At 70.4% G+C, this 22,090-nt stretch carries 20 protein-coding genes and 2 riboswitches; of the genes, 13 read left to right on the forward strand and 7 right to left on the reverse strand.

The features are described from left to right. Position 1 precedes the first annotated feature (1 nt). Together IO39_RS02945 and IO39_RS02950 are read right to left on the reverse strand one after the other, a co-directional pair. Positions 2-1,129, reverse strand: a complete 1,128-nt coding sequence (locus IO39_RS02945; protein WP_052422381.1) for an acyltransferase family protein — start codon at positions 1,127-1,129, stop codon at positions 2-4. Further along, positions 1,126-2,271, reverse strand: coding sequence for an NADH-quinone oxidoreductase subunit D (locus IO39_RS02950; protein WP_043615337.1), 1,146 nt, complete (start codon positions 2,269-2,271; stop codon positions 1,126-1,128). Before IO39_RS02950 ends, IO39_RS02945 begins: the two co-directional genes overlap by 4 nt. A gap of 133 nt (positions 2,272-2,404) precedes the next feature. Here IO39_RS02950 and IO39_RS58745 point away from each other — a divergent pair, with 133 nt between their 5' ends. Continuing rightward, positions 2,405-3,172 (forward strand): DoxX family protein, encoded by a 768-nt coding sequence (locus IO39_RS58745; protein ID WP_084772154.1) that lies wholly within the window; start codon positions 2,405-2,407, stop codon positions 3,170-3,172. A gap of 6 nt (positions 3,173-3,178) precedes the next feature. On the opposite strand, the gene IO39_RS02960 is transcribed toward IO39_RS58745, so the two are convergent. After that, a complete protein-coding gene (locus IO39_RS02960) occupies positions 3,179-4,471 on the reverse strand; it encodes an aminotransferase class V-fold PLP-dependent enzyme (RefSeq protein ID WP_043615339.1) in 1,293 nt (430 codons plus the stop codon). 43 nt (positions 4,472-4,514) lie between these two features. Beyond that, a riboswitch (SAM riboswitch) is annotated at positions 4,515-4,630 on the reverse strand. 120 nt (positions 4,631-4,750) lie between these two features. On the opposite strand from IO39_RS02960, the gene IO39_RS02965 reads away from it, so the two are divergent. Together IO39_RS02965 and IO39_RS02970 are read left to right on the forward strand one after the other, a co-directional pair. Next, positions 4,751-5,494, forward strand: coding sequence for a TerC family protein (locus tag IO39_RS02965; RefSeq protein ID WP_052422408.1), 744 nt, complete (start codon positions 4,751-4,753; stop codon positions 5,492-5,494). Next, positions 5,494-6,687, forward strand: coding sequence for a cytochrome P450 (locus tag IO39_RS02970; protein WP_043615342.1), 1,194 nt, complete (start codon positions 5,494-5,496; stop codon positions 6,685-6,687). Before IO39_RS02965 ends, IO39_RS02970 begins: the two co-directional genes overlap by 1 nt. Before the next feature lie 25 nt (positions 6,688-6,712). On the opposite strand, the gene IO39_RS02975 is transcribed toward IO39_RS02970, so the two are convergent. Next, a complete protein-coding gene (locus IO39_RS02975) occupies positions 6,713-7,675 on the reverse strand; it encodes an SAM-dependent methyltransferase (RefSeq protein ID WP_043615345.1) in 963 nt (320 codons plus the stop codon). A gap of 193 nt (positions 7,676-7,868) precedes the next feature. Here IO39_RS02975 and IO39_RS02980 point away from each other — a divergent pair, with 193 nt between their 5' ends. The 5 genes from IO39_RS02980 to IO39_RS03000 all read left to right on the forward strand — a co-directional run bounded on the left by IO39_RS02980 (position 7,869) and on the right by IO39_RS03000 (position 13,627). Continuing rightward, positions 7,869-8,096, forward strand: coding sequence for a chaplin family protein (locus IO39_RS02980; protein WP_043615349.1), 228 nt, complete (start codon positions 7,869-7,871; stop codon positions 8,094-8,096). 311 nt (positions 8,097-8,407) lie between these two features. Beyond that, positions 8,408-9,298: a Rossmann-like and DUF2520 domain-containing protein gene (locus IO39_RS02985; protein ID WP_043615351.1), complete on the forward strand. Its 891-nt coding sequence runs from the start codon at positions 8,408-8,410 to the stop codon at positions 9,296-9,298. A 22-nt stretch (positions 9,299-9,320) separates the two neighbouring features. Further along, positions 9,321-10,157, forward strand: coding sequence for a pantoate--beta-alanine ligase (gene panC, locus IO39_RS02990; RefSeq protein ID WP_043615353.1), 837 nt, complete (start codon positions 9,321-9,323; stop codon positions 10,155-10,157). 158 nt (positions 10,158-10,315) lie between these two features. Then, on the forward strand, positions 10,316-12,841 hold the full coding sequence (locus IO39_RS02995) for an L-aspartate oxidase (RefSeq protein WP_043615356.1): 2,526 nt from the start codon (positions 10,316-10,318) through the stop codon (positions 12,839-12,841). 3 nt (positions 12,842-12,844) lie between these two features. Then, a complete protein-coding gene (locus tag IO39_RS03000) occupies positions 12,845-13,627 on the forward strand; it encodes a type III pantothenate kinase (protein ID WP_043615849.1) in 783 nt (260 codons plus the stop codon). A 52-nt stretch (positions 13,628-13,679) separates the two neighbouring features. On the opposite strand, the gene IO39_RS03005 is transcribed toward IO39_RS03000, so the two are convergent. Further along, the gene (locus IO39_RS03005; protein ID WP_043615359.1) at positions 13,680-14,150 is read right to left on the reverse strand and encodes a hypothetical protein; all 471 of its coding nucleotides are present in this window, start codon (positions 14,148-14,150) and stop codon (positions 13,680-13,682) included. Between the two features lie 173 nt (positions 14,151-14,323). Between IO39_RS03005 and lysX the strand changes: the two genes are divergently transcribed. Continuing rightward, positions 14,324-15,781, forward strand: a complete 1,458-nt coding sequence (lysX, locus tag IO39_RS03010) for a bifunctional lysylphosphatidylglycerol synthetase/lysine--tRNA ligase LysX (protein WP_043615361.1) — start codon at positions 14,324-14,326, stop codon at positions 15,779-15,781. Here lysX and IO39_RS03015 read toward each other — a convergent pair. Then, entirely contained in the window at positions 15,765-16,934 is a 1,170-nt protein-coding gene (locus IO39_RS03015; protein ID WP_043615364.1) for a cytochrome P450, read from the reverse strand. The two genes, lysX and IO39_RS03015, sit on opposite strands and share 17 nt — an antisense overlap. A gap of 228 nt (positions 16,935-17,162) precedes the next feature. Here IO39_RS03015 and IO39_RS03020 point away from each other — a divergent pair, with 228 nt between their 5' ends. Further along, the gene (locus tag IO39_RS03020) at positions 17,163-17,375 is read left to right on the forward strand and encodes a LuxR C-terminal-related transcriptional regulator (RefSeq protein WP_043615366.1); all 213 of its coding nucleotides are present in this window, start codon (positions 17,163-17,165) and stop codon (positions 17,373-17,375) included. A gap of 30 nt (positions 17,376-17,405) precedes the next feature. Here IO39_RS03020 and IO39_RS03025 read toward each other — a convergent pair whose 3' ends face one another. Beyond that, positions 17,406-18,452 (reverse strand): C40 family peptidase, encoded by a 1,047-nt coding sequence (locus tag IO39_RS03025; protein WP_245641778.1) that lies wholly within the window; start codon positions 18,450-18,452, stop codon positions 17,406-17,408. 3 nt (positions 18,453-18,455) lie between these two features. Then, positions 18,456-18,603, reverse strand: a riboswitch (cyclic di-AMP (ydaO/yuaA leader). Between the two features lie 277 nt (positions 18,604-18,880). Here IO39_RS03025 and IO39_RS03030 point away from each other — a divergent pair. The 3 genes from IO39_RS03030 (at position 18,881) to IO39_RS50210 (ending at position 21,663) form a co-directional block, all read left to right on the forward strand. Continuing rightward, entirely contained in the window at positions 18,881-19,453 is a 573-nt protein-coding gene (locus IO39_RS03030; RefSeq protein WP_043615369.1) for an amino-acid N-acetyltransferase, read from the forward strand. A gap of 85 nt (positions 19,454-19,538) precedes the next feature. Further along, positions 19,539-21,062, forward strand: a complete 1,524-nt coding sequence (locus IO39_RS50205) for an RDD family protein (protein ID WP_157547844.1) — start codon at positions 19,539-19,541, stop codon at positions 21,060-21,062. Between the two features lie 112 nt (positions 21,063-21,174). After that, on the forward strand, positions 21,175-21,663 hold the full coding sequence (locus IO39_RS50210) for an RDD family protein (protein ID WP_052422383.1): 489 nt from the start codon (positions 21,175-21,177) through the stop codon (positions 21,661-21,663). Positions 21,664-22,090 lie beyond the last annotated feature (427 nt).

Raw genomic sequence — 22,090 nt, forward strand, 5'->3', positions numbered from 1 at the left:
CTCAAGAGCTTATGGACCCGCGCACACCCTTGTCCGGCATTTGCCTGACCGGAGCGCGACGGCGGCCGAAGAGGTAGATGACCGGGGTCGTGCAGATCAGGGGGCCGATGACGGCGATCGGGCGTTCCAGCCACCATTTCAGGTCCGGCGGGATCTTGTCGCCGAGGCTGCCGAACAACCACCACGACAGGCCCAGCGAGATGGCCATGCCGGTGGTGTGGAAGAGGAACAGCGGCAGCGAGTACCGGTTGATGAACTCGTTGACCCGCCGCCAGCGCGGCCGCTCCAGCACCCGTTCCATGGCCGGCCGCAACACCTCGACCAGCCCGATCTGGAACAGCAGCAGCGCCACGATCACGAACGTCGGCGGCGCCATGTTCGACCACTTGTCACCCGGCACGCCCACCATGGAGCCGGGGTAGATCCCCGAGTAGACCAGCCCGACCAGGGCGAACAGCCCGGTCCACAGCAGCGCGGCGTCATAGCGCCTGGGCAGGCGCACGACCCGGTCGTAGAAGAAGCCGGCCTGGTGCGCCAGCCCCCACACGATGATCATGTTGAGCCAGCCCGCCGCGTCGATGCCGTACCGGAAGCGCACCACGTCCACCACCAGGGCCGCGCCGCCGAGCCAGATGAGGGCCAGCACGTCGTAGCGCCGGTGCAGCCAGAGCGCGACCGGCAGCAGCGCGATCAGCACCAGGTAGACGCCGAGGAACCACAGCGGGCTGAGCACCAGCAGCACCACCCGCCACATCCAGTCCACCCCGAACGTGTACGTCACCACCGCCCCGATGACGACCCACACCCCGGACAGGAACAGCGCGGGTAAGGCCAGCGCCCTGATGCGCCGCCACACGAACGCGCCGATGCCCACCCCGCGCGTGCCGGCCCGGTGCCAGGACAGCAGGTGGACGTGCCCGCCGACGTAGAAGAACAGCGGCAGCACCTGCAGCAGCCAGGTCAGGATCCACAACCCGGAGGTGAAGCCCAGCGGGCTGGTGGGCTCGGGGCCGTGCGGCTTCCACTCCAGGATCGTGAACGCCCAGTGCCACACCACCACCACGATCAGACTCAGCGCGCGCAGCCAGTCGACGTACTTGTCGCGCTGGGCGGGTTGCGGTGACGTCACTTGTCGATGTCACCCACCACGAAGAACATGGAGCCGAGGATCGCGACCATGTCGGCCACGAGGTGCCCCGGCAACATCTCGCGCAGCACCTGGACGTTGTTGTACGAGGCCGAGCGGAGCTTGAGCCGCCACGGCGTCTTGTCGCCCCTGGAGACCAGGTAGTAGCCGTTGATGCCGAGCGGGTTCTCCGTCCACGCGTACGTGTGCCCCTCCGGCACCTTGAGCACCTTCGGCAGCCGCTGGTTGATCGGCCCCGGGGGCAGCTCGCGCAGCCGCTCGACGCAGGCCTCGGCCAGGTCGAGCGAGACCTTGAGCTGGTCGAGCAGGACCTCGAAGCGGGCGTGGCAGTCGCCCGCGCCGCGGGTGACGACCTTGACCGGCAGCTCCGGATAGGCCAGGTACGGGTCGTCGCGGCGCAGGTCGAAGTCGACCCCGGAGGCGCGCGCGATCGGGCCGCTGACGCCGTACTGCATGATCTGGTCGCGCGTCAGCACGCCCACGCCCTTGGTGCGGGCGATGAAGATCTCGTTGTGCAGGATGAGGTTCTCGATGTCGGGCACCCGGCGCCGGGTCTCGGCCACGGTCGCCGCGACCCGGTCGAGCCAGCCGAGCGGCAGGTCCTCCTTGAGCCCGCCGACCCGGTTGAACATGTAGTGCATGCGCCCGCCGGAGATCTCCTCCATGACGGCCTGGATGCGCTCGCGCTCGTTGAAGGAGTAGAACAGCGGCGTCATCGCGCCCAGCTCCAGCGGGTAGGAGCCGAGGAACATCAGGTGGTTGAGCGCCCGGTTGAGCTCGGCCAGCAGCGTGCGCGCCCACACCGCCCGCACCGGCGGCTCCATGCCGAGCATGCGCTCGGCGGCCAGCACCACGCCCAGCTCGTTGGCGAAGCCGGAGAGCCAGTCGTGCCGGTTGGCCAGCATGATGATCTGACGGTAGTCGCGCACCTCGAACAGCTTCTCCGCGCCGCGGTGCATGTAGCCGATGATCGGCTCGGCGGTGGCGATGCGCTCGCCGTCGAGGGTCAGCCGGAGCCTGAGCACGCCGTGGGTGGACGGGTGCTGCGGGCCGATGTTGAGGATCATGTCCTCGGTGGCCAGCTCTTTCGCGCCCGCGCCGATTCCGACCACACGTTCCGTCATACGGCCATGCTGCCACCGTCGCGGTTGGTGATCCAGGGCGGGGGCCGCAGTGGACATGGTCAAGAGATGGTACGGAAACGCATCGTGAAGCTGGACATGGGGAGGAATACCGGGAACGGGGGGAGAAAACACCATGAGGAGAGTTCTCTTTGATATCGCGGCCCTGATCGCGCGGATCGCGACCGGCGTGATCTTCGTGGCCCACGGCTGGCAGAAGTGGCAGAGCGGCCTCGGCGCCACGGCCCAGGGTTTCCGGCAGATGGGGCTCCCGATGCCCGAGCTGGCCGCCGGGTTCTCGACCGTCGTCGAGCTCGTCGGCGGCGTCCTGTTGATCCTCGGCCTGCTGGTGCGTCCGGTGGCGCTGCTGTTGCTGCTCAACATGCTCGGCGCGATCGTGTTCGTGCACGCGGGCAAGGGCATCATGGTCGGAGAGGGCGGCTGGGAGCTGGCAGGCGCGCTCGGTGCGCTGAGCCTGCTGTTCCTGGCGCTCGGCGGTGGCCGCATCGGCTTGGACGGGATCTTCCACGCGATGTTCCGCAGGCGTTCGGAACGGCGGGCGGCCGAGGAGGACCTCGCGACGTACACGCCGGGCCGGGGCACCGGCACGACCACGACGGGCACCACCGGCACCACGACGGGCACCACGGGCACCACCGGCACCACCGGCACCATGACCGGCGCCACCGGCACCGGAACCGCCGCCGGAACTGCCGCTGGGGCCGGCACGGCCGCCGGCGTCGGCGGGCCCACGACGCCCGCCCAGGGCGCCGGCGAGCCGCCGAACGTGCCCAGGCAGCCGGCCGCGCCCACGTCCGGCGCGCTCAACGACGAGGACATGCGCGACATCGACGCGCTGATCTCCGACGAGCCGCCGCAGCGCCGCGAACCACCGAACCGCTGACCGCGATCAGCGGGTGGCCAGCTCGCGCACGGCCTCGATCAGCCGGTCGACGTGCTCCTGCGTGGTGCCGATGCCGATGGAGGCGCGTATCGCGGAGGCGGTGTCGTCCTCGCATCCGCCGTCGGCGGTGTCCAGCAGGTGCCGCACGAACGGGTGCGCGCAGAACTTGCCGTCGCGCACCCCGATGCCGTACTCGCTGGACAGCGCCTCGGCCATCGCCCGCGCGGAGTAGCCGGCCACGGTGAACGACACGATGCCGACGCGCGGGTGGTCCTCCCCCCACAGCGACAGCTCGCGCACGCCCGGGATCGCGGCCAGCCCGGCACGCAGCCGGGCGATCAGCCGCTCCTCCTCCCGCACCAGCGGCGTCCACCCGGTCGCGGTCAGCGCGTCACAGGCGGCGGCCAGCGCGATCGCGCCCAGCACGTTCGGGGTGCCCGCCTCGTGGCGCGGCTCGGGATCGTCATGCCACTCGACCTCGCCGTCACCGACCGCGCGCACCGCGCCGCCGCCCTTGAGGTACGGCTCCCCGCCGGCCAGCCAGTCCCGCCGCCCGACCAGCGCGCCCGCGCCGAAGGGGGCGTACAGCTTGTGCCCGGAGAAGGCCACGTAGTCGAGGTCGAGCGCGGTCAGATTGAGCCGGCGATGCGGGACGAGCTGCGCCGCGTCCACCAGGATGCGCGCCCCGTGCCGGTGCGCGACGTGCGCCAGCGCGGCGATCGGCCACAACTCGCCGGTCACGTTGGAGGCGGCGGTGACCACGAGCAGCTTCGGCCCGTCGATGGCGGCCAGGGCCTCGTCGGCGGCGCGCACGGCCTCGCCGGGGAAGGCGGGCGGCGCCAGCCGCACGACCTCCGGCCACGGCAGCAGCGAGGCGTGGTGCTCGGTGTCGAAGACGACGGTGGTGGTGCCCTCGGGCAGGCAACCGGCCAGCAGGTTCGTGGCGTCGGTGGTGTTCCGGGTGAAGATCACGGCATCGTCCGGGCGGGCGCCGACGAACGCTCTGACCGTGTGGCGGGCCTGCTCGTACCTGGCGGTGGTGAGCTGCGAGGCGTAGCCGGCGCCGCGGTGGACGCTGGAGTAGGCCGGGAGCGCGGCGGCCACGGCGGCGCTGACCGGCTCCAGACAGGGCGCGCTGGCGGCGTAGTCCAGGTTGGCGTAGCCGACCAGCCGGCCGCCCTTGACCGGCACTTCGAGGTCGGCGCCGAGCACGGCGGGGATCGGGCGTTCCGCGCCGGCGGGGGCGGCCTGGGCCTCGTTGGCGGCACCGGTGGAGTTGAAGATCGTCAGCGTGGACACGGCGTACCTCCTCAGGGTCATCGGACCCCTGGAGCAGCCACGGAGCCCGCGCTTGCCCGCCACACCCCGTGACGGACCAGGTCTTCACCCGGGGCACCCCGCCGCGGACGCGAGGGTTGCCGGCCAGCTAGCCGGGGCTTGTCGCTGGCACTCATGACCTACGACGGCACTATAACCGACGATCGGGGAGAAAACGCAAGCCCGCGAACTTATGTGGCACCTGACTCGTTGCTACCCGGGAAACCCCGTCCCCCAAATGAAGTCATGGAGGTGTGTCCGATGTTGGATTGGGTGACCGACCCGAACATCTGGATCGGCTTCTTCACCCTTGTCGCCCTGGAGATCGTGCTGGGGATCGACAACATCATCTTCATCTCCATCCTCGCCGGGAAGCTGCCTCCCGAACAGCGCGACCGGGCCCGCGTGCTCGGTCTCGCGGCGGCCCTGATCAGCCGGCTGCTCCTGCTGCTCGGCCTGTCGTGGGTGGTGCAGCTCACCGAGCCGCTCTTCTCCGTCTTCGGGCACGAGATATCGGGACGCGACCTGATCCTGCTTCTCGGCGGCCTGTTCCTGCTGGGCAAGAGCGTCACGGAGATCCACGGGAGCATGGAGGGCTCGCACGGCAAGGACGGCAAGCAGGCCGCCGCCGCCTCCTTCGCCTCCGTGATCGTGCAGATCATGATCCTCGACATCGTCTTCTCGCTGGACTCGGTCATCACCGCCGTCGGCATGGTGGACGAGCTCGGCGTGATGATCGCGGCCGTCGTGGTGGCGGTGGCGGTGATGCTGTTCGCCTCCGGCCCGATCAGCAGGTTCGTGGACCAGCACCCGACGATCAAGATGCTGGCGCTGGCCTTCCTGGTGCTGATCGGCGTGGTGCTCGTCGCCGAGGGCCTGGAGCAGCACATCCCGAAGGGCTACATCTACTTCGCGATGGCGTTCTCGGTCATCGTGGAGCTGCTCAACATCCGGGTGCGCAGCAGGAATGCCAAGAAGGAGGGGTCGGCTCCTAAGATGCAATAGTGCCCTTTGATCCTTGGAATCCGGATTTCGTCGCTTACCCGTACCGGGTCTATGACGAGCTGAGGCGGCAGGCGCCCGTCAGCTACTACGAGCCGACGGGCCAGTGGCTCATCGCGCGGCACGCCGACGTGAACGCCCTGCTCCGAGACCGCCGCCTGGGCCGGTCGTACCTGCACGTGGCCACCCACGAGGAGTTCGGCCGGCCGCCGGAGCCGGAGTTCCAGGAGCCGTTCTGGCGGGTGATCAGAGCGGGCATGCTCGACGTGGAGCCGCCGGTGCACACCCGGCTGCGCCGGCTGGTCTCCAAGGCGTTCACGCCGCGCATGGTCGAGTCGCTGCGCCCCCGCGTCAGGGCCATCGCGGCGGGCCTGGTGGACGCGTACGTGGACAAGGGCGGCGGCGACCTCATCGCCGAGATCGCCGAGCCGCTCCCGGTCACCGTCATCGCGGAGATGCTGGGCATCCCCGACGGCGACCGCCACCTGCTGCGCCCCTGGTCGGCCGACATCTGCGGCATGTACGAGCTCAACCCGACCCCGCAGGCCCAGCACACCGCGGTCCGCGCGGCCGAGGAGTTCGCGGGCTACCTCAAGTCCCTGGCCGCCGCCCGCCGCGCCAAGCCCGGCGACGACCTCGTCAGCGCGCTGGCCGGGATCGCCGAGCTGACCGAGGACGAGCTGGTCGGCACCTGCGTCCTGCTGCTCAACGCCGGTCACGAGGCCACCGTGAACGTGACGGGCAACGGCTGGTGGTCGCTGTTCAGGAACCCCGGCGAGCTGGCCAGGCTGCGCGCCGACCGCTCCCTGCTGCCCACGGCCGTGGAGGAGCTGATGCGCTGGGACACGCCGTTGCAGATGTTCGAGCGCTGGGTGCTGGAGGACATCGAGGTGCACGGCGTGCGCATCCCGCGCGGCTCGGAGGTGGCGCTGCTGTTCGGCTCGGCCAACCGCGACCCCGCCGTGTTCGAGGACCCGGACCGGCTCGACGTGGGCCGCGCCGACAATCCGCACATCTCCTTCGGCGCCGGGATCCACTTCTGCCTGGGCGCGCCGCTGGCCCGCATCGAGCTGGCCGAGTCGTTCGGCGCGCTGCTGGACCGGGCCGGCACGCTGGAGCTGCGGCGCGAGCCCGCCTGGAAGCCGGGCTACGTCATCAGGGGTCTGGAGTCACTGGAGCTCACCGCCACCGCCTGACCGCCCCGGCCCTCGCCGCGGCGGCTCAGCGGCGCTGGTCGAGCCAGCCGAAGCCGCCCAGGCCCGCGGGGTCGATCAGCTCGCCCTCCTCCGAGGCCCGGGCCAGCGCCCGCAGGTAGCCGCGCGGATCGCTGCGCGCCAGGTCGAGCGGCGGCCGCGCGCCGGTCAGCCCCAGCTCCCGCAGCGCCTCCCGCTGTGTGGACAGGGTTGTGGATATCGCACCGGCCCGCCGCCCCGCCTCGGCGCACGCGTCGAGCGCGACGTGAGCCGTGATGTCGCAGGTCCCGTCGGGTATGGGGGCGACGACCGCCCCGTCGCGGTATCCCGTGAGCGTGCCGTGCGGCGGCCGGTTGTCCACAGGGTGTGCATAATCGATGGCGATCGCCCGGCCCCTGGTGAGACGGACGAGCACCGAGGCCCACGCCTCGTCGCGGGGGCGGCCGATCTCGGCCCGGGCGCCCACGCGGGTCAGCGGCCACCACCGCTCCAGCCACTCCCTGTCGCCGGGGCGCAGCGGCCCGCCGGTCCGCTCCTCGCCCGTGCGCACGTCGACCATGACCAGCCGGGGCCCGTCCGGCGTCTGCTCGACCACGTCGAGCGGCACGTTGTCGAGCCACTCGTTGGCGATGGCCAGCCCGGTGATCTCGCTGGGCAGGCTCCTGGACCAGCCGATGCGCTCGGGCAGCCCGGGCGGCCTGGGTGACAGGTCCACCGCGGTGACGCGCAGCCGGTCGCGCAGCCGTGGCTCGGCGGCCTCCAGCACGTGGGTGAGCAGCACGCCCTCGCCCGCGCCGATGTCGACCAGGTCGAGCACATCCGGCTCGCCCAGTTCGGCGTCCACTTCCGCCACCATCCGCGCCACCGCCTCCGCGAAGGCCGCGGAGGCCGTGACCGAGGTGCGGAAGTGGCTTGAGGGGCGTTCGCGGAGGTAGAAACCCTCCTCGCCGTACAGCGCGCGCTCGGTGGCGACGCGCCAGGTGAGCCACATGTTCTGGACTATCTCATGACTATCGATGGGAACGCATCGTCATCATCTGACTACTCAAAGTCGCTGGCTTGCGGTAACGTTTACTCAGTGTCACCGAGTGGTTGCGTGCCGCCAGCTCCCAGTTGGCGGGGTTCCTTCCGCTCCCCGTACGAAGCATCCGCGGCTTCGCGCCGCGAAACCGAGAGGAGCCCTCATGCTGAAGAAGGTCCTGGTCCTCACCGGAGCCGCCGCCATGCTGTCCCTCGCCGCCCCGGCGCACGCCGACATCACCAACGGCGCAGGCAGCGTGCTGGGCGGCAACCAGGTTCACGTCCCGATCACCGCCCCGATCAACGTCTGCGGCAACGCCGTGGCCGTCATCGGGGTCGGGGTCGCCGGCTGCAAGGGCGGCGCCAGCGCCTACGCGCCCGCCCACCACTGACGCGCGACGAGCCCGGGCCGACGCAGGTCGGCCCGGGCTCGTCTCCCGGCCGGTCAGTCGGCGGATGGCCGGCCGGCGCACCTCCAAGAGGTCGCATCATGCGGGCGTCGGGTCTCGATCAGGGACTCGGCGCCCGCTGCCATGTGATGGACCCCTCTCCTCATCTCTTCCGACAGGGGGTGCACGATTTGTATGCCCTTGTCGCTTTTGTCGGTAACTCAACGCGCGGCAAAACACCGGTCACGCCCGTCACACCGGCAGGCCGTTAACCTGGTCGGCAGTGCCATCACGGTCGACAGGGGTGAGACGTCATGGACGCAGGGGATCGCCCGGCACGGCTGACCGTCGGCGTGCTCGGGGCGGGCAAGGTCGGCTCCGCTCTCGGTGCCGCGCTGGCGCAGGCGGGGCACCGGGTCGTCGCCGCGAGCGGGGTGTCCGACAACTCGCAGAGGTGGGCGGCCGAGCGGCTCGGCGTGACGCCGTCGCGGCCGGACGAGGTGGTGGCCGCGGCCCAGCTCGTTCTCCTCACGGTGCCGGACGACGCGCTGCCCGACCTGGTCAGCGGGCTGGTCGGCACCGGGGCCGACCTCCAGGGCAAGATGCTGGTGCACACCAGCGGCGCCTACGGGCTGTCGGTGCTCGACCCGGCCGCCGGGGCCGGGGCGCTGCCGCTCGCGCTGCATCCGGTGATGACGTTCACCGGCCGGGACGACGACCTCAACAAGCTGACCGGCATCTCCTACGGCGTCACCGCCCCCGAGGTGCTGCGTCCCGTCGCCGAGGCCCTGGTGATCGAGATGGGCGGCGAGCCGGTGTGGATCGCCGACGCCGACCGCCCGCTCTACCACGCGGCCCTGGCCCAGGCGGCCAACCACATGGTGACGCTCATCGCGGAGTCGTCCGACCTGCTGGGGCGCATCGGCGTCGAGCATCCGGGCCGGATGCTCGGGCCGCTGCTGGGGGCGGCGCTCGACAACGTGCTGCGGCTGGGCATCGCGGGGCTGACCGGGCCGGTCGTCCGCGGTGACGCCGGCACCGTGCGCAAACACGTCGACGCGCTCATCCTGGCGGCGCCCGAGGCGGCCGACGCCTACATCGCGCTGGCCCGGCTCACCGCGGATCGGGCGCTGGCCGCCGGGCTGCTCAAGCCGGAGGAGGCGGAGCGGCTGCTCGACGCGCTGGGGGGCAATATATGGACCTGACCGTCGCGTTCGGAGGGCAGTTATGGAGCTGATCGTCGCCAGGAACCGGGAAGACCTGGTCAAGGTGCGCCATGAGGGAACGGTGGCGCTCGTGCCGACCATGGGCGCGCTGCACGAGGGCCACCGGTCGCTGATCAGGCAGGCCCGGGTGCGCGCCGATCAGGTCGTGGTCAGCATTTTCGTCAATCCCCTTCAATTCGGCCCTAACGAGGATTTTTCACGCTATCCCCGTACATTCGAGGCCGATCTTGATGTGTGCCGGGCGGAGGGCGTGGATGTGGTGTTCCACCCGTCGGCCGAGGACATGTACACCCCCGACCGCCAGGTGAGCGTCTCCGCCGGCGAGATGGGCCGCGTCGTCGAGGGCGCGTTCCGGCCGGGCCACTTCGACGGCGTGCTCACGGTGGTGCTCAAGCTGTTCAACCTGGTCCGGCCCGACCTCGCGGTCTTCGGCCAGAAGGACGCCCAGCAACTGGCCCTCATCAGGCGCATGGTCGCCGACCTCGACCTGCCGATCGAGATCCTGGGGGCGCCGACCGTGCGCGAGCCCGACGGCCTGGCCCTGTCCAGCCGCAACCGCTACCTGTCCGACGACGACCGGCGGGTGGCGCTGGCCCTGTCGCGGGCGCTGCGCACGGGCGCGGCCGAGCTCGCCCCGGCCGAGATCAGGCGGGCGGCGCGGGCGGTGCTCGACGCGGCGGGGCCCGAGCTGACCGTCGACTACCTGGCCCTGGTCGATCCGGCCACGTTCGCCGAGGTGAGCGACGACTACGTGGGCCTGGCCGTGCTCGCGGTGGCCGCGAAGGTGGGCGGCACGCGGCTGATCGACAACGTCACCCTCACCTTGAATCCCGCCTGAGGAGGTGCCCCGGCCGGCCGCCGATCTCCCAGGTGGGGGAGCGGGCGGCGGAACGGCCCCGGAGCCCATGCGGCGGACCGGGCGCCCCCGGGGCATGTCCATCGCGCGCCAGGCGTTATCGTCATAGTGACGAAATCGCCTCAGTGAGGAGACCCCCAATGAGCGCACCGGCGATTCCCCTGCGTCTGACCGCGCCGGAGCCCGGCTGGACCGCCGAGGCCGACGTGGTCGTCGTGGGCTCGGGCATCGCGGGCCTGACCGTGGCCCTGCGCTACGCCGAGCTGGAGCCGGAGGCCAAGGTCCTGGTCGTCACCAAGGACGTGCTGTCGTCGGGCTCCACCCGCTGGGCCCAGGGCGGCATCGCGGCCGTCCTCGACCCGCGTGACACCCCCGAGGAGCACCTCAACGACACGCTGGTGGCCGGGGTCGGGCTGTGCGACGTCCGGGCGGTGCGCACGCTGGTGACCGAGGGGCCCGGCGCGCTGCGGCGGCTCATGGAGCGCGGCGCCCGCTTCGACCGCACCCCCGACGGGCGGCTCCAGCTCACCAGGGAGGGCGGGCACCGGCGGCGCAGGATCGTGCACGCCGGCGGCGACGCCACCGGCGCCGAGGTGCAGCGGGCGCTGGTCGAGGCGGTCCGCGCGAGCACGATCGAGGTGATCGAGCACGCGCTCGTGCTCGACCTGCTCAAGGACGCCAGGGGCCGGGCCAGGGGCGTGACGCTGCACGTCATGGGCGAGGGCACGCGCGACGGGGTGGGCGCGGTGCGCGCCAGGGCGGTGGTGCTGGCCACCGGCGGCATGGGCCAGGTGTACGCGGCCACCACCAATCCCGTCGTCTCCACCGGCGACGGCGTGGCCCTCGCGCTGCGGGCCGGGGCCGTGGTGCGCGACATCGAGTTCGTCCAGTTCCACCCGACCGTGCTCTGGCTCGGCCCGGGCTCCACCGGCCAGCAGCCGCTGATCTCGGAGGCGGTCAGGGGTGAGGGCGCCTACCTGACCGACCACGAGGGCGACAGGTTCATGGCCGGCGAGCACGAGCTGGCCGACCTCGCGCCGCGCGACGTCGTGGCCAAGGCCATCATGCGCACGATGCTGCGCATCGGGCGCGACCACGTCTATCTGGACGGCCGCCACTTCGGCCGGGAGAAGTGGGAGTCCCGCTTCCCCACCATCTACGCGGTCTGCCGCGAGCACGGCGTCGACCCGGCCACGCAGCCGATCCCCGTCGCGCCCGCCGCCCACTACGCCAGCGGCGGAGTCCGTACGGACCTGCGCGGCCGCACCTCCATCGACGGTCTCTACGCCTGCGGCGAGGTCGCCTGCACCGGCGTGCACGGCGCCAACCGGCTGGCCTCCAACTCGCTGCTCGAAGGGCTCGTCTTCGCCGAGCGCATCGCCGAGGACATCCACGCGGCCCGGCCGTCGCCGGGCGAGCCGGTCGCGAGCCGGGCTCCGGAGGGGCTGGTGGACCCGAGGGTCCGGCCCAGGATCCAGGGCCACATGAGCGCCGGGGCGAGCGTGCTGCGCAGCCGCGAGTCGCTGCTGGCCACCGCCGCGGCGCTGCGCGACGCCCGCTGGACCCCGGTCACGGTGCCGCCGCGCACCGAGTCCTGGGAGGCGACGAACCTGCTCACCGTCGCCACCGTGCTCACCGGCGCGGCGGCGGCCCGGCTGGAGACGCGCGGCTCACACTGGCGCGAGGACCACGACACCCGCGACGACAACGAGTGGCTGGGCCACCTGGACGTGACCCTGACCGAGGAGGGCCTTCGCATGACGTACACGCCGCACGGTGACGCGATGCCGCCGCGCCTGGCGCAGGAGCTGACGGCCGCCGGGCTGGACCCGGCCGAGGTGGACGCGCTGATCGACCGCGCGCTGGCCGAGGACCTCCAGGAGGCGGGCGATGTGACGAGCCTGGCCACCATCCCCGAGGGGCAGCGCGCGGCGGCCGACGTGGTGGCCCGCAAGGACGGCGTGGTGGCCGGGCTGGCGGTGGCCGAGGCGGTCTTCGTCCGGCTGGGCGCGGCGCGTACCGAGCGCAGGGCCAAGGACGGCGAGCGGGTCGGGGCGGGCGACGTGCTGATGACGGTCGAGGGGCCGGTGCGGGCCCTGCTGACGGCCGAGCGCACCGCGCTCAACCTGCTCACGCACCTGTCCGGGGTGGCCACGCTGACCGGCCGCTGGGTCGAGGCGATCAGCGGCACGGGCGCGAGCGTGCGCGACAGCCGCAAGACGCTGCCGGGGCTGCGGGCGCTGGAGAAGTACGCGGTGCGCTGCGGCGGCGGCGTCAATCACCGGATGTCCCTGTCGGACGCCGCGCTGATCAAGGACAATCACGTGGTGGCCGCCGGCGGGGTGGCCGAGGCGTTCCGGGCGGTCAGGGAGCGCTACCCGGACCTGCCGATCGAGGTGGAGATCGACCGGCTCGACCAGCTCGGCCCCGTGCTCGACGAGGGCGCGGAGCTGATCCTGCTCGACAACTTCACGGTCGAGGACACGGCGCAAGCCGTACATGTCGTGAAAAATCGGGCGAAAAATAGGGTTGCGCTTGAGGCGAGTGGGGGATTGACCTTGGAATCGGCCCGTGATGTGGCGGAAACTGGCGTCGACTACCTTGCGGTGGGCGCGCTAACGCACTCAGCGCCGACCCTTGACATCGCACTGGATCTGCGGGGGTAATTGATGCTGCTCACGATCGACGTCGGCAACACGCACACGGTGCTGGGGCTGTTCGAGGGCGAAGACGTCATCGAGCACTGGCGGCTGGCCACCGACGCCCGCCGCACCGCCGACGAGATCGCGGTCGTCCTCCAGGGGTTGCTGGCCCAGTCGCCGCTGCTCAAGGGGGCCGACATCGACGGCATCGCGATCTGTTCGACCGTGCCCAGCGTGCTCAACGAGATGCGTGAGATGTGCCGCCGCTACTACGGCGACGTGACCGCCGTGATCGTGGAGCCGGGCATCCGCACCGGGGTGCCCGTTCGCATGGACAACCCCAAGGAGGTCGGCAGCGACCGCATCGTGAACGCGCTGGCCGCCATCGACCAGTACGGCGGCCCCTGCGTCATCGTCGACTTCGGCACCGCCACGTCGTTCGACGCGGTCTCGGCCAAGGGCGAATACGTCGGCGCGGTCACCGCCCCCGGCATCGAGATCTCCGTGGACGCGCTGGCCGCCGCCGGCGCGCAACTGCACAAGGTGGAGCTGGTCAGGCCGCGCTCGGTGATCGCCAAGAACACCGTCGAGGCGCTCCAGGCCGGCATCATCTACGGCTTCGCCGGCCAGGTGGACGGCATCGTCGAGCGCATGGCGGCCGAGCTGGCCGACGACCCCGACGAGGTGACCGTGGTGGCCACCGGCGGGCACGCGGCGCTGGTCGTCGGCGAGTCGCGCTCGATCGACGTGCACGAGCCGTGGCTCACCCTGATCGGGCTGCGGCTGATCTACCACCGCAACACCGCCTGACGAGCGCTGACGAGCGGCCCCGCGCGGGTGGGGCCGCTCGTTCCGGCGTTCGTCACTCGCTCTCGGCGGTGTAGAGGTACTCCCACGGGCCGCACTTCGTGGGGTAACCGCCGTGGGGCGGCACCTGGCAGACCTTCACCCGCAGGCTCTGGACGTCGTGCTCCTCGAAGCCGAAGCGCTTGAAGCCGGGGTAGCCGCAGTATCTCCTGGCGTAGACCGGGGACCAGTCGTGGTCGAAGTCGGCGGCCTGGAACTGCACGTACGCGCACTTGCCGCCCTGGGTGTAGGAGCGGTCGTCGAGGTCGTAGAGCCTGCCCCTGACCGAGACCTCGTTCGACTCGCCGTGGCGGTCCCAGCCGACGCGGACGCGCCCGTCGGCCTTGGCGAGGTAGTGCCGGGAGTGGACCGGGCCCCAGCCGTCGAAGTAGTCGTAGGAGGCGGCCTGCGCGGCGCCGGGAATCGACAGGGCCAGCGCGGTGGTGGCGGCGACGGCGAGCGCGCCGGTCGCGATCTTCTTGAACATCGTGGTCTCCCCTGAGCCCTCTCCCTGGGCCGGCTCCCCACCGGCTCCCCCTGAGCTCATGAGGCATTGATAGGAGAGTCCTCTTGCAGCGCCCCTGCAGGGAGCCGACGAGCCCTTGCAGGTCGCCATATCCCCTACCCTTTGATGGTGTGAGCGACGAACTTCCCGAGCAGATGCGCATCCGGAGGGAGAAGCTCGACCGCCTTCGCAGCGAGGGCGTCGATCCTTACCCGGTGAATTTCCCACGCACGGCCACCAACGCCGAGGTCAGGGAGAAATACCAAGGGCTGGAGCCCGACACCGCGACCGGTGACCAGGTCTCGGTGGCGGGGCGCGTCATGCTCAACCGCGTGGGCGGCAAGCTCTGCTTCGCCACGCTCCGCGACGGCGGCGGCGACCTCCAGGTCATGATCTCGCTCGACAAGGTGGGCGAGGAGTCCCTGGCGAGCTGGAAGCGCGACGTCGACCTCGGCGACCACGTCGGCGTGACCGGCGAGGTCATCACCTCGCGCCGGGGCGAACTGTCGATCCTGGCCGACAGCTGGCAGATCACCTCCAAGTGCCTGCGCCCGCTGCCGGAGAAGCACATCGGCCTCACCGACCCGGAGGCCCGGGTCCGCCAGCGCTACGTCGACCTCATCGTCAACGACGAGTCGCGGAAGATGGCCCGCGTCCGCAGCGCCACCGTGCGCGCGGTGCGCGACTTCTGGCACGAGGAGGGCTACCTCGAGGTCGAGACGCCGATGTTGCAGCCGATCCACGGCGGCGCGGCGGCCCGGCCGTTCAAGACCCACATCAACGCCTACGACATGGAGCTCTACCTCCGCATCGCGATCGAGCTCTACCTCAAGCGGCTCGTGGTGGGCGGGATCGAGAAGGTCTTCGAGATCAACCGCAACTTCCGCAACGAGGGCGCCGACTCCACGCACAACCCCGAGTTCACCATGCTCGAGGCCTACGGCACCTACCTCGACTACCACGACATGGCCGACCTGACCCAGCGGATGTACCAGAAGGCCGTCGTGGCCGCGCTGGACACCACGGTGGTCGTGCACGACGGCCAGGAGATCGACCTCGGCATCGCCGAGTGGCCCCGCGTCCGGCTCTACGACCTGGTCTCGCAGGCCGTGGGCGAGGAGATCACCACCTCCACGACGCTGGAGGAGCTGCGCAAGCTGGCCGACCGCCGCGAGATCCACTGGGACCCGAAGTGGGGCTCGGGCAAGCTGGTGCAGGAGCTGTTCGAGGCGCTGGTGGAGCACACGCTGGTGCAGCCCACGTTCGTCATGGACTACCCGCTGGAGACCTCGCCGCTGGCCCGCAACCACCGCGACGACCCGCTGCTGACGGAGAAGTGGGACCTGATCGGCTTCGGCACCGAGCTGGGCACCGCCTACTCCGAGCTCAACGACCCGATCGAGCAGCGCCGCCGCCTGGTGGAGCAGTCGCTGCTGGCCGCCGGGGGAGACCCCGAGGCGATGCAGGTCGACGAGGACTTCCTCCAGGCGCTCGAATACGCGATGCCGCCGACCGGCGGCATGGGGGCCGGCATCGACCGGATGATCATGGCCTTCACCGGCCGCAACATCCGGGAGACCATCCTCTTCCCGCTGGTCAAGCCGGCCCAGTAACGGGCCGGCGGTTCAGCCGGACCGGCAGCGCCGCCGGTCCGCGCAGCACCACGTTCTCCTTGTACGGCGGCGGCCCGGCCAGTTCCAGCCCGGGCGCCGCCGAGGCGAGGGCCGACAGCGCGATCTCGCCCTCCATCCGGCTCAGCGTGGCCCCGAGGCAGAAGTGGATGCCGAGCCCGAAGGCGAGGTGCCGTCCCGGCTCCCGGGTCACGTCGAAGCGGTCGGGGCCGGGGAAGACGGCCGGGTCGCGATTGGCCGCGCCGATCACCGCCATCACCATCGTGCCCTTCGGCGCGGGCACCCCGCCGAGTGCGGTGTCCTCCAGCGCCACGCGCGCGGTGAGCTGGACCGGCGGGTCATACCTGAGCACCTCCTCCACCACCTCCTTGGGCCGCCGCGCGGCGTGCGCCAGCAGCCCGTGCCGGGCCAGGTGCAGCACCCCGTTGGCGATGAGGTTCACGGTGGTCTCGTGGCCGGCCACGAGCAGCAGCACGCAGGTGGCCAGCAGGTCGGCCTCGCTCAGCTCGCGCACCCCGGTCAGCGCGCTCAGGAGGTCGTCTCCCGGCCGCCTGCGCCGCGTCGCGGCCAGCTCGCGGAAGTAGTCGCGAAACTCCCTTCCGGCCTGGCCGGTTTCCGATTCGAGGTCGGCTGTCAGCATCGGGTCAAGGCCGCGGGCCAGCTTCTCGCTCCAGCCGCGAAAGCGTACGTGGTCCTCGGGAGGCACCCCGAGCAGCTCGCTGATCACCATGACCGGAAGGGGGTAGGCCAGACCGGACACGAGGTCGGCCTCCTCCGGCAGCGCGGCGATCAGCTCGGCGGTGATGGCCTCGACGCGGGGCCGCAGCCGCTCGATCATGCGCGGGGTGAAGGCCCGGCTCACCAGGCCGCGCAGCCTGGTGTGGTCGGGCGGGTCCAGCCACAGGAACGAGACGGCCTGCTGACCTGGGCCCGCGCCGCGGCGCGGCGTCGGGCCGCGGCCGAAGCGCGGGTCGCGCAGCAGCGCCGAGCACAGCTCGTGCGTGGTGGCGACGAGCAGCCCGCCGGGCGTACGGAAGATCGCGCCGCGGGCGCTCAGCTCCCGATAGCGGGAGTAAGGATCACGCAGAAATCCACCGTCGAACGGATCAAAACCCAGAACGTCGGCGGGACCCATCGCCGCGTGATTCCGCGCGGGGGAAGGCGCGGTGCGCTCATTCATCGCGCTGTGATCAGGTCCGGCATATCGCGAGTACGTCATATATATCGGATCATGTCAATAGCAGTCGTCAAGCGTGGCGATTGTTATGCTTGACGACCTTTCCACGATGCGTTTACCGTCTCCGAGGAGCGACTTCGGCCCGATCGAGGGCCCAAGTTCAGCTGTTGGGGGGGAGGGCCTCCGATGGATGTGCTCACCGAAGGGGTTGAGCTGAGCCATGCGGATCTTGCGCTGCTGGCGGAGCTGGCCAAGGGGGTCACGGTTGACCGGGTGGGCAGACGTCTGGATATCAGCGGACGTACGGTACGCCGGAGACTGCGGGGCATCTGCGACCGCATCGGCGTGGCCACGGCGATCGAGGCCGTGGCCTGGGCGGCCCGCCGCCAGTTGATCTAGCGGCGGGGCCGGGGAGGAGACGGATCTGGGTCAGTCGGCGATGCGGACCGCTCCGGCGTAGGGGCGTCCGCTGATCGAGGCGATGCGCACGACGTCGCCGGTCTGCGGCGCGTGCACCATCATGCCGCCGCCGAGGTAGATGCCCACGTGGTGCAGGTCGTTGTAGAAGAAGACCAGGTCGCCGGGGCGTAGCTCGGAGCGGTCGATGTGCCTGCCCGCGGTCCACTGGCTGCCGGTGTAGTGGGGCAGGGAGATGCCCACGCGCTGGTAGGCCGCCATGACCAGGCCCGAGCAGTCATAGGAGCCCGGCCCGTCGGCGCCCCAGACGTAGGGCTTGAGCTGCTGCGTGAGCGCCCACCGCGCGGCCTCGGCGGCCTTGCCGCTGCCGGGGATCGGCAGGTTGACGCGCGTCGCCCGGGTGCCCGGCCGGCCCGCCTCGCCCAGCGCCCGCCGGAACAGGGAGCTCTCGACCCTGGTCACCAGTTTGGTGATCTTGTCGCGCTTGGCGTCGAGCTCGTCGACGAGCTCCTGGACCTCCTCGATGCGCGCCTTGGCGCCGGCCCTGGCGCGCTCGGCGGCCTCCCTGGCCTTGGTGACCTGGTTGAGCTCCTCGCCCTGCTGCTGCTCCAGCACGTAGGTGGTGGCGGCGCGGTCGAGGAAGGTGCCGGGGTCGCCGGAGGCCGTGAAGGCCAGCATCCGGCTCAGCCCGCCGGTCATGTAGGCGTTCTGGGCCAGCAGCGCGGCCTTGGCGCGTTTGGCCTCCAGGTCGGCCTCGCTGGCCGCCAGCGTCTTCTGCGCGGCGTCGGAGGCCTTCTTGGCGGTCTTGAGCTTCTCGCGCTGGCCGTTGTACTGCTCGGTCAGCGTCTCGATCTCGGTGTGCATCTTCTCGACCTGCTTGGCCAGGTCCTGCAGCGAGGGCTTGGGGTCGGCGGACGCGGAACCGACGGGAAAGGCGATCAGGAGCGCGGCGACTGTGACGCTTATTACACCGAGACAGTGCGGTCGCCGGGTCCGGCCGGACGGGCGGGCGTGCTCGCCCGCCGATCTGCCCCCACGGTTGAGCGTGCGCTTCAGCAACCAAGCTCCTCTCATAGACGCCGACCGGGTTAGCTGACGGGTTCGGGCCGGAGCAGCCCTACCGAGCTCGGATTCACCCCAGTGGTGGCGGCGGGAGGTCGTCACCGGCGGTTCCCCGGCTCCCCTGGCGGGGATTGGGCGTGTTCCCCGCGCGCGACACGCGGGGAACATCGTCGCTGGACACTAATGCACTCCGGGTTCGTGCTCAACCGGAACTGCCGAGTCTGTTGAGGTTTCACAACCGAAGGGTCACAAGGTGATCTCGTGTCCTGCCGTACGGAACGGACCTTATATCCCACTTCGTCGCTGCTTCTGGCAGAGGTCGGCGCTCCTGGCCCGCGTGCCTCTATGGGCACAAGATGTAACAGGATGGGGCCAGACGTGGGAGTTAAGGCTGAGCCGTAATGACATCTGTACTCTGGAGAGCCATGGAGCAGGTGGCCGAACAGCTGACGACGCCGGAGACCGCGGTGGTGATCCGGCGTGCCCGCACGCCCGACGTGCGGACCGTCAGGCGTCTGGTGGACACCTACGCGGGCGCGGGGCCGCGGCTCCTGGAGAAGGCCACGGTGACCCTGTACGAAGACGTGCAGGAGTTCTGGGTGGCCGAGCGGGGCGGGCAGGTCGTCGGCTGCGGCGCGCTCCACGTGCTGTGGGAGGACCTCGCCGAGGTCCGCACCGTGGCCGTGGATCCCGAATGCCGCGGCATGGGCGTCGGCCATCGGATCGTCTCGGCGCTGATACAGCACGCGAAGGATCTGGGTCTGCGACGTGTATTCTGTCTGACTTTTGAGGTCGACTTCTTCGCGAGACACGGCTTTCGCCCGATACAGGGCACACCGGTCTCACCTGAGGTCTACGCAGAACTGCTGGCCTCGTACGACGAGGGTGTGGCGGAGTTCCTCGACCTGGAACACGTCAAACCGAACACCCTCGGCAACACCCGCATGCTGCTCCATCTGACATCGGGTGACGCGGACCTTGGCCAGATGGAAAGGTGATTGTTGATACCTATGTCGATACGTTGGGCAGCACAGGCATGTGTCCTGACACGTGCCACATGCGCACTCGAAGCGAGGTGACACGGTGAGCACCGGACAGCCGCCGTATCCACAGGACGAATCCGGCGAGAATTCTGCGCCTGGCACCCCCTACGGACAGCAGAACACGGGCCGCCACCCCGGCGAGCCCGACCCCGACGCCACTGTGATCGGCTACCGGGCGGACGACGCCTTCGGCCAGCAACCCCAGTACGGCCAGCAGCAGGGTTACGGGCAGCAGGGCCAGTACGGCCAGCAGCCCCAGTACGGCCAGCAGCAGTCCCAGCCCGGCTACGGCCAGCAGCCCGGCTACGGCCAGCAGGACCAGTACGGCCAGCAACAGGGTTACGGCCAGCAGCAGCCCTCCCAGCCCGACTACGGGCAGCAGGGCTATGGCCAGCAACAGGGCTACGGGCAGCAGCCCCAGTCGGGCCAGCAGCCCCAGTACGGCCAGCAGGGCTACGGGCAGCAGCAGCAGTCGCAGCCCGGCTACGGCCAGCAGGACCAGTACAGCCAGCAGGGTTACGGCCAGCAGGGCTATGGCCAGCAGGGTTACGGCCAGCAGCAGCCCTCCCAGCCGGACTACGGGCAGCAGGGCTATGGCCAGCAGCAGGGCTACGGGCAGCAGCAGCAGTCCCAGCCCGACTACGGCCAGCAGCAGGGTTACGGGCAACAGCCGCAGTCCGGCCAGCAGGGCTACGCGCAGCAGGGCTACGGCCAGCAGCCCCAGTCGGGGCAGCAGGGTTACGCCCAGCAGCCCCAGTCGCAGCCCGGCTACGGCCAGCAGGACCAGTACGGCCAGCAGCAGGGTTACGCGCAGCAGGGCTATGGCCAGCAGCAGTCGCAGCCTGACTACGGTCAGCAGGGCTACGGCCAGCAGCAGGGTTACGGGCAGCAGCAGTCGCAGCCCGGCTACGCCCAGCCGGGTTACGGCCAGCAGTACGGCGATCAGCAGCAGTACGGGCAGCAGGGCTACGGCCAGCCGCAGCAGTACGGTCAGGGCGGCTACGCCCAGCCCGGCTACGGCCAGCCCTACGGCCAGCCGATCGGCGTGCAGCCCCCCGGGGCGCCGGCGCCGCTGGCGGAGTGGTGGCAGCGCCTGGTGGCCAGGATCATCGACGGTGTCATCTTCGGCATCGTGATGTTCGTGGTGTCGCTCATCCTGACCCCGCTGTACCCGTCGTACAGCACGATCACCGGGATCACCAGCGGCCTCACCTTCGGCCTGCTGTACTACATCGTGGTCTCGATCGTCGTGACCCTGATCTACGTGGCCTACGACACCCTCCTGGTCAAGATGAAGGGCCAGACGGTGGGCAAGATGGTGATGGGCATCAAGGTCGTCCAGGTGGGCGGGGCCGTTCCGCCCGCCGGCCTGCCCACCGACGTGTCCGTCAAGCGGGCGCTCCTGACCGTGGGCGGTTACATCCTCTACTGGATACCTCTGGTGGGCACCCTGCTCGCCGGCGTCACCTATGCCCTCAACGGCGCCTCGCAGCTCTGGGACAAGCCGCTGCAGCAGACCTTCGCCGACAAGTTCGCGAAGACCGTGGTGGTGAAGATCAAGTAGTCTTCCCCCGGGCAAAAGCAGGGGCCGGCTTCCCGCCGGCCCCTGTGTTATGTGCCGGGGTTCCGGAGAAAATGGGAGGGACCCGAGCCGCCGACGACGTGAGGTGGGAGTTATGGCCGGGACGCCGCCGCGGCCGGACGCGCCACCGGCCGAATGGTGGGAACGGCTGGCCGCCCGGCTGATTGAAGCACTCGTCTTCGGGGTCTTCTATTACATTCTGTTCATCGCACTGTGGGGCTTCTTCCGAACTGTCGGGATGGCGGAGGTGTTCGGCGGCCGGCTGCCCGGCGTCTTGGCGTGGCTGGCGGCGGGGGCGGCTTATGCGGGTTACGACTGGTGGGCGCATTCCCGGCGCGGGCGGACGTTCGGCAAGGCGATCATGAGGATTCGCCTGGCCCCGGACGGCCGGCCGGCCCGTGTTCTGCTCAAACGGGCCCTGGTCTATCCCGCTCCGGTGATGCTGATGGGCATTCCGGTCGTGAATCTGCTGGCCGGAATGCTGCTGTTCGGCGTCGGGTTGCTCATCCTCATGGACAAGCCGCTGGAGCGGGGGCCGCACGACCGGGTGGCGGGAACCCGGGTGGTAAAAGATCTTCGCTGAGCCATCCGTACCTGGGGCGATGCCTTTTCGGAAAATTTCTGCTTGATCCGGTAAGGAGCCTGGAGAGACTGGCATTAGGCTATGGGGCGTCCGGGTTGCCGGATGTTGGCGCCCCTGCGACGCGCAGGGCATCTGTGTGCCGCTATGGTCAGGTACGGGTGGTTGTCGCCTGTCTGTCATGAGGGGGCGACCCTCCGGCGGTCACGCCCGGCGCTTAATGCGCCCCCCGAAACCCCGTCAGCCGTGGAGGCGAGGACGAATGGAAGCCCTAACAGACGTATTGTCAGCGCTCATCCCCCCGGTGGTGGTGGGGGGCGCCTTCATCTTTGGCGTAGTGAAGTTGGTCCGGTCCGAGGCTCTGACGGGCCGGCGAAACCGCGAGGATCAGCCCGAGCGCCAGAACTGATCGGCTAGTCAGCCGAATCCC

It is taken from the genome of Nonomuraea candida (assembly GCF_000725485.1).
GTDB classification, from domain to species: Bacteria; Actinomycetota; Actinomycetes; order Streptosporangiales; family Streptosporangiaceae; genus Nonomuraea; species Nonomuraea candida.

Excerpts from the sequence above, each read along its gene's own strand:
- IO39_RS02965 (WP_052422408.1), top strand. The coding sequence starts at position 4,751 with ATGTTGGATTGGGTGACCGACCCGAACATCTGGATCGGCTTCTTCACC.
- IO39_RS02975 (WP_043615345.1), bottom strand. The coding sequence starts at position 7,675 with ATGTGGCTCACCTGGCGCGTCGCCACCGAGCGCGCGCTGTACGGCGAG.
- IO39_RS02995 (WP_043615356.1), top strand. The coding sequence starts at position 10,316 with ATGAGCGCACCGGCGATTCCCCTGCGTCTGACCGCGCCGGAGCCCGGC.
- IO39_RS03000 (WP_043615849.1), top strand. The coding sequence starts at position 12,845 with ATGCTGCTCACGATCGACGTCGGCAACACGCACACGGTGCTGGGGCTG.
- IO39_RS03005 (WP_043615359.1), bottom strand. The coding sequence starts at position 14,150 with ATGTTCAAGAAGATCGCGACCGGCGCGCTCGCCGTCGCCGCCACCACC.
- IO39_RS03015 (WP_043615364.1), bottom strand. The coding sequence starts at position 16,934 with ATGGGTCCCGCCGACGTTCTGGGTTTTGATCCGTTCGACGGTGGATTT.
- IO39_RS02950 (WP_043615337.1), bottom strand. The coding sequence starts at position 2,271 with ATGACGGAACGTGTGGTCGGAATCGGCGCGGGCGCGAAAGAGCTGGCC.
- IO39_RS02980 (WP_043615349.1), top strand. The coding sequence starts at position 7,869 with ATGCTGAAGAAGGTCCTGGTCCTCACCGGAGCCGCCGCCATGCTGTCC.
- IO39_RS03030 (WP_043615369.1), top strand. The coding sequence starts at position 18,881 with ATGGAGCAGGTGGCCGAACAGCTGACGACGCCGGAGACCGCGGTGGTG.
- IO39_RS50210 (WP_052422383.1), top strand. The coding sequence starts at position 21,175 with ATGGCCGGGACGCCGCCGCGGCCGGACGCGCCACCGGCCGAATGGTGG.
- lysX (WP_043615361.1), top strand. The coding sequence starts at position 14,324 with ATGCGCATCCGGAGGGAGAAGCTCGACCGCCTTCGCAGCGAGGGCGTC.
- panC (WP_043615353.1), top strand. The coding sequence starts at position 9,321 with ATGGAGCTGATCGTCGCCAGGAACCGGGAAGACCTGGTCAAGGTGCGC.
- IO39_RS03020 (WP_043615366.1), top strand. The coding sequence starts at position 17,163 with ATGGATGTGCTCACCGAAGGGGTTGAGCTGAGCCATGCGGATCTTGCG.
- IO39_RS58745 (WP_084772154.1), top strand. The coding sequence starts at position 2,405 with ATGAGGAGAGTTCTCTTTGATATCGCGGCCCTGATCGCGCGGATCGCG.
- IO39_RS02985 (WP_043615351.1), top strand. The coding sequence starts at position 8,408 with ATGGACGCAGGGGATCGCCCGGCACGGCTGACCGTCGGCGTGCTCGGG.